At 48.0% G+C, this 6,747-nt stretch carries 7 protein-coding genes; 4 read left to right on the plus strand and 3 right to left on the minus strand.

Annotated elements, in window-relative coordinates; genetic code table 11:
* Positions 1–397, plus strand: a 397-nt coding sequence (locus tag RMO52_RS22520) for a lipoyl synthase (RefSeq protein ID WP_310418792.1), incomplete at its 5' end; no start/stop codon positions are given.
* Positions 398–632: 235 nt separating this feature from the next.
* Here RMO52_RS22520 and RMO52_RS22525 read toward each other — a convergent pair.
* The 3 genes from RMO52_RS22525 to RMO52_RS22535 form a co-directional block, all read right to left on the minus strand.
* Positions 633–1,562 (minus strand): hypothetical protein, encoded by a 930-nt coding sequence (locus tag RMO52_RS22525; RefSeq protein ID WP_310418795.1) that lies wholly within the window; start codon positions 1,560–1,562, stop codon positions 633–635.
* Positions 1,563–2,023: 461 nt separating this feature from the next.
* On the minus strand, positions 2,024–3,868 hold the full coding sequence (gene ftsH / locus RMO52_RS22530; protein WP_309739696.1) for an ATP-dependent zinc metalloprotease FtsH: 1,845 nt from the start codon (positions 3,866–3,868) through the stop codon (positions 2,024–2,026).
* Positions 3,869–4,089: 221 nt separating this feature from the next.
* Positions 4,090–4,689 (minus strand): carbonic anhydrase, encoded by a 600-nt coding sequence (locus RMO52_RS22535; RefSeq protein WP_310418799.1) that lies wholly within the window; start codon positions 4,687–4,689, stop codon positions 4,090–4,092.
* A 127-nt stretch (positions 4,690–4,816) separates the two neighbouring features.
* On the opposite strand from RMO52_RS22535, the gene RMO52_RS22540 reads away from it, so the two are divergent.
* The 3 genes from RMO52_RS22540 to RMO52_RS22550 form a co-directional block, all read left to right on the plus strand.
* The gene (locus RMO52_RS22540) at positions 4,817–5,047 is read left to right on the plus strand and encodes a hypothetical protein (RefSeq protein ID WP_309739701.1); all 231 of its coding nucleotides are present in this window, start codon (positions 4,817–4,819) and stop codon (positions 5,045–5,047) included.
* A gap of 426 nt (positions 5,048–5,473) precedes the next feature.
* Positions 5,474–6,025 carry a DUF3038 domain-containing protein gene (locus tag RMO52_RS22545; RefSeq protein ID WP_310418802.1) on the plus strand — a complete coding sequence of 184 codons (552 nt, stop codon included), beginning with the start codon at positions 5,474–5,476 and terminating at the stop codon, positions 6,023–6,025.
* A gap of 60 nt (positions 6,026–6,085) precedes the next feature.
* Positions 6,086–6,747: DUF4335 domain-containing protein (locus RMO52_RS22550; RefSeq protein ID WP_310418806.1), on the plus strand; the 662-nt coding region annotated here is incomplete at its 3' end.

Raw genomic sequence — 6,747 nt, forward strand, 5'->3', positions numbered from 1 at the left:
CGTAGTTGCCGCCAGACCCGTCTGTTACAACCATAACGTTGAAACAGTCCCCCGACTTCAAGATCGAGTGCGCCGGGGGGCAAAATACCGCCGCTCGTTGGATGTTCTCGCCCATGTCAAGGCTCTAGACCCAACTATCCCGACTAAATCGGGATTGATGCTCGGACATGGCGAAACTGAAGCGGAAATTATCGCCACCTTGGAGGATCTCCGCGCGATCGATTGCGACAGGCTGACATTAGGACAGTATATGCGACCGTCACTAGAACACCTACCAGTCGTCAAATACTGGACTCCCGCCGAATTCGATCGCTTGGGCGCGATCGCCACTGAGTTAGGATTTAGCCATGTCCGATCGGCACCCCTAGTCAGAAGTTCTTATCATGCTGGTGAGTAAATTGGGGGATTGACTTTTTTGATTGCGTAGGGTGTGTTTCTGCGCCAGCAAAACGCACCGCCCAGAGGATCGGTGCGTTACACTGACGGGATAACACACCCTACTTTGACTTTTTGCTCTCATCTCCCATCTCCCATCTGTCTTGAAAAGGTGCTCTACTTGGGGAAACCCCTGTTCCCGCACTTTTCGCTCCCATCTCTCCCCGAAATAGTAACTAGATTTACGCCGTAGACTACTAATTATTGACTTTCTTGCCACCGTTATAAATATCGCGCGGCTCGACACCAATTTCTTGGAGATACTTGTAGATGATTTGCAATCTTTGCTCAGCAACAATTGCCCGACTTTCAAGATGGTTGAACTTATCGCTAAGTTCGCCATTTAATCTGAGTTGAGCTTGAAGTTTTTGCTCCAATTTTTTAATAATCGTCCAAGATTGGTCGGGTTGAATATCTTGTTGCTTCTGCTGAATTTTGGCAACTAAATCGATGTCTGTCTGCGGTGGTACTTCAGCGATCGGGTGAGGATCGCTAGCTGCAATTTCCGGCTGAATATGACCAGTCAATTCTGAAGCCTGCTCCTGCATTACCTGCGCCAACCACAGTACTTTATCATCGCGTTTGAGGACGAGTTGACCAGCAATAGTTTTGACCGTAAAAGTGCCAGCACTGACGACAATATGCTGAACCGGATACCAGTTATTCTTAAAGCTAACCAAGATATTCATATTAAACCGCTGTTTATCTTGAAATCTTTCTGTCGGCCACCATTTTTTCCATAAAATTGACGGCTCGGTATGCCAGATCCGATAACCAGCAGGCGTTACATAATGTTTGTATTCAATGAAGCCCGCCCTACTGGCATCACCAAACATGACAAAATCTCGCTCGATCAGCAATCGATCGATTAGTTCTAAAAATGGCGAACCGTGTTTGACAATGACAGTGCGGGGGGTATTGTGTAAATACATAATCGCGATTATCGTTCCGATAGGCTTTGCCAACGGATCGCCATTTCGAGCGAGTAACTGAGACAATCCACCATTTACTTCCAAGCGGAGATTATCGCTAGCTAAGAGTTGCTTACTACCTTGGATGAACTTTTCGATCAGTTGGCGATCGTCTAGCTCGAAAATATTAGATTTTGGAGATTTCTCGCTAATCATCTGTGTTTATTTAGGGTGTAGGAATAAATGGTGGTAGACGGGTCAGTTAAAACCCTGTCAGTTAACATAATTTGTCACAGTAGGCTCACTCGACAGCCTCAGAAGATCGAGCTGCAAGCGAGAGCTTTGCGATCGTGTGGGCATTGTTGATGATGAAGTTATCGCGATCGCGATGATTATTCTTTGACCCAATCATAACTGCGCGATCGAGCAGTTGATATCCGACAAAAGTAGGAGATTATCGATTATCGATCGCGATCTTTGATGCAGCTTGGAGTAGTTACATTACTCCTACTACACTCTAAAATACCCAGTTTCAGCCCTGATTCGTTATTTAGTTAGGGAATAGGGGATAAGAGATAGGGGATAGGGGATAGGCGTACCGCCTGGGGGTCGAGATATTTCATGAAAAAACCACCTTACTCGTATCATGAGTAAGGTGGTTTGAAGAGGGTTACGCTCTAGCTAGCTAGAACTGCTTTAGGCTGAGCTGCTTCTTTGCGACCAGTTTCGCGATCGATGATTTTGCGAAACTCATCGCCGTCGATGGTTTCTTTGTCCAATAACAGATCGGTGAGAATATCGACCAGTTCGCGGTTATTGCTGAGTATTTCTACCGCTGTGCGATGTCCGGCTTCGATCAGCTCGCGAATTTCCCGATCGATTTTAGTTGCTACTTCTTCGGAATAATCACCGTCGGCGTCGAGGGAAAATTGACCCAGACTGGACATCCCATAGCGGACGATCATATTTCGCGCTGTCCGCGTGACTGCTTCGATATCTGCGCTGGCTCCAGATGTCACCTCATCGCGACCAAAAATCACTTCTTCGGCGGCGCGTCCGCCCATCGTCACGGCAATATCTGCTAAAAATTCCGCCCGTGAGATCAGCCCCTGTTCTTCGTTGGGTAAGTACCACGCCGAGCCTTTCGAGCGACCGCGCGGGAGAATTGTTACCTTCTGAAGCTGATTGTAATTCAACATTGCGCCGACTAAGGCATGACCGATTTCATGGTAAGCGATCAGTCGCCGACTCTTTCCGTCCGAGAGCGAACGACCTTCCATCCCCGCCACGACCCGATCGATCGCGTCATTGATTTCGGTGAGCGTGATGGCGTCTTTATGCCGACGGGCGGTGAAAATTGCCGCTTCATTGAGCAAGTTGGCTAAGTCCGCACCTGTAAATCCGATCGTCCGCCGCGCGATCGATTCGAGTGAGAGTTCGGGGTCGATTTTCTTGTCGCGAATATGCACCTGGAGAATTGCCAAGCGTCCCTTATAGTCGGGCGGATCTACCTGTACTTGCCGATCGAAGCGACCGGGACGTAATAGGGCTGCATCGAGGACATCGGGACGGTTGGTAGCGGCGATGATAATCACACCGTTATTGCCCTCAAATCCGTCCATCTCGGTCAGTAACTGATTGAGGGTCTGTTCGCGCTCGTCGTTACCGCCACCGATGCCTACGCCTCGCTGACGACCCACTGCATCGATTTCATCGATGAAGATCAGGCAGGGAGCATTTTCTTTAGCTTTTTTAAATAAGTCGCGGACGCGGGAGGCACCCACACCGACAAACATTTCCACGAATTCCGAACCAGAAATACTAAAAAATGGTACGCCAGCTTCCCCGGCGATCGCTTTGGCCATCAGCGTTTTGCCCGTTCCGGGCGAGCCAACTAGTAAGACACCTTTGGGGATTTTGGCACCGACGGAGGTAAACCGCTCGGGTTCTTGTAAAAAAGTGACGATTTCTTGGAGTTCTTCTTTGGCTTCTTCAATCCCCGCGACATCATCGAACATCACGCCCGTTTTAGCTTGTAATTGAAAGCGAGCGCGAGATTTACCAAAACTCATGGCTTGTCCGCCCGCGCTGCCCGAGCGGCGGAGGATTGCCGATAAAGCGGTAATTACCAACACTAACAAAATGACGTTACCCAGTAGTCCCAAAATGGCATTCTTATCTGCCGACTTCTGAAAGCCATACTCGATGTTCTTAGCACCGAGCCTGTTGTACAATTCCGCATTATCGTCTAGCAAAGTTGCTTCTTTCACCCGGATTTTGCCCGGTGCGGTGGGATCGGCGATCGTCACTTTAGCGATTTTTGTGGCTGGGTCGATTTCTAGTTTGGATACGACGCCTTTATTGACCTCTTTAAATAGTTCTCCATAGGAGAGCGTGTTGGGATCGTTTTTGGCCAGCACTGGATTACCCCAGACAATTCCTAACGCGATTGGCAAGCCAGCCGCTAACCGCCAGAATGACTTAGAAAATCGCTTCGACTTGACCCGCGAACTGTTTTCCATATATTTTTTTGTGTCCTTATACCTGCACCGGAGGCTGAGTGTCTGGATTTTGTAACTAGCTAAACGAGTGACTTGCCATTGAGATTGGGATATCTTCTACTGTAGCTTCAATTTTATTATTGCCATATTTACACGTAAAATTAACATTTACACTACGTCAACGATAACAAGGGGTCTAAATCCCCAATTATTAATTAATAATTATTAATTAATAATTAAATTCAGCCGATCTTCGGCTGTACCGTTGGGACTTTAGCCAATGGTGAGATTTGCTTGACATCGGTATTGAGGTTGACAAAGTACAGTTCGATATTGAGATCTGGGTACCGTTCGCGGATCGCCCAGTAAGCACGACTGAGATATTCGGTATGGGTGGTGAGTTCCAATTCGGGATTGTCAGTCAAGCTCGGATCGATCTTGTATTTGTAAACGGCACAATCTTGGTGATCGAGAATCAACACTTTTTTGATTTGATGGAGTCGGTAGGAGATATCCAACTGATCCCAGAATGCTTCAGCATCATACTGATGGGGCATTCCACTCAGCGCCAGCGAAGCCCCAGCTAGTGCCGTAAAGTCATACAGTCCACCCAAATTTTGCAGTGACAGAAAGTAACGTTCTGCCTCCAAAATCCGATAGTCGATACAACTTAGCACTAAGGCTTTGGGGACTTTTTTTTCAGCTCTAGCAGCCGCAGGCGCGATCGTACTAGCTATAGTCAGCACTCCGACGCCGATTGAATGGCGCAAGAATTGACGGCGATTGCTCATTGTAGTCGATACTACACAATCGGGCTGAAGACACTGACAACTATCGGGCATGTTAATTTGCTCTATTTTAGAAAAAGTCACCTCGATTGTCCACTAGTCGTTTGCTCGGGTTGACAACCGATCCAACAAAGTCGATCGGACTAGCTGCTGGAGCAATATCAATCTACGATAAGCGGATTTGACCGATCGATTCCCGCCGCGCGATCGACAGGTTCGCTATTGTGAGTACTGTCACAATTTAGTTAGTGGTGGACACTTCTATAGATCTATTCTACCAAAAGCTAGCCTGCTGATGCAGATTCAACCGGGCGGCGATCGCTACCCGAGGATACTAGATCGAAATATCATCGGCGTTGCTGGATCGAAGTATGAAATTGCTAGTGTTGGGGTTGGGAGTTTCCCCAAGTAGAGCACCTTTTCAAGACAGTTGGGAGTTGGGAGGAGAGAGGAATCAGTTTGTACAGAAAAGTCCAAAGTCATACCCTAATCCAGCAATGCCATAGTATCCACCCATCGGGCAGCAAAAATATCCTCAATACCAGTAACGCCTCTTACCCATTACCCATTACCCATTACCCATTACCCACTCCCTACTCCCCACTCCCCACTACTTCATTTCTTCGCCGTAAGCCACTATGGTACAATTACTAGTGCCGCACCTGAAGTTCGATCGAGACTTATAGCCGATCGCCAAAAGATTCCGAAACATTCTTCATCTTAAATGCTTCAGTGTAAGCATCGGGCACTGGCGAAATTCGCTCGCGATCGATTTAGCTGGCGATCGTCCACCTGATGTTCGAGCGACGCCTTCAATCCTATGTTTTGTTGCTAAACGATGCCTGCATCAACCCCCAAGTTGGATGATTTATTTCTGACATCAAAGCTCGACTCATCACAACTGGAGCGGATTACCGCAGAGCTAGATGTCCTAGTTATCGCTATTGCGGCGCTGACACCGCTCGATCGAGTCCGAATGCAGCAAATCGCCCACGATCTGCAACTAGAATTGCTAGCCTCAGAGTGGATAAATGCCTGGTCTGTGGAGCAACAGCGGGTAAGTTTACAACTGAATATCCAGCAAGTTCGCGCTGTAGTACTGATGGTAAATGAGCTAGCGCGAACGCACCAAGATCCCATCCGGCGCAATCTCGCTCATTGGCAACAGACGATCCACGACGATCGATTACCGCTTCAGTCCCCAGCATTAGCAAACTATCTCGACAACTTTATTACAATATATCAAGCTCGGGCTAACAGTGGAGACGCTTATGAATCTTTTGAGTTACTCTCTGTCACAGCTTTAAACTTATTGGTCGGATTGCTATTTTATAGTAGTTCTAACGGACATCAACGACTATGGGCGGCATTATTAAAACGATCTCACTGAATACCGAAAGCTAGTTCAAATTAAACTAAATTAAACTCAACTATTTTCTCCCGCATCGCTATGGAATCAAACCATTTGACTACTCGCACTTATACCGCGCCGACTTGCACTCTGATTGTTTCTAGCAAAGAAGCTCAACGCTTGCGGTCGGGGTCGCTCGCCACTCCCGTTGATTTTACGCTGGAACTAAATCGCTCGGAACTTGGAGATCCCGACCGACTGACTTTACAGGGACAACCGCAGCAACTCGATACGCTACATCAGGTCATCACCAGCTATATCGCCGCTCTAGTCGCCCAATTTCCCCTCCCGATTGCCGAGCGGCACAATTTAGCAGTCGATGGCGCACCAGAACACCCAACGCCGAGTAGTCAATTAGATCCCCGTGTCGATAATAGCTCACCGCGATCGGGCATTATTAAAAATTTACCAGGATTGCGCGGGAGTGGATCGCCATCTCCGACACCAGCCAATCCTAATTCAGCCAACCTGGAGGATGATAAGCCGACTATTTCCAACTTACTAGGGCGGCGGGGTCAATCCGGTCGTCTCGATCCGCGTGTTGACAATCGTCGCGTCCCCACCGAACCAAACGCTAATATTCAAGACCGTGGGACGCACTCACCCACTACTCCATATCTCACCACATCTCACGATCGCTCTTTGGAGCATTACTTATATTTGGGCGATCTAGCTACACCTACATCTACCGAAAAGCTGAG

Origin of the sequence: Chamaesiphon sp. OTE_8_metabat_110 (assembly GCF_031382685.1) — a bacterium.
GTDB lineage: Bacteria > Cyanobacteriota > Cyanobacteriia > Cyanobacteriales > Chamaesiphonaceae > Chamaesiphon.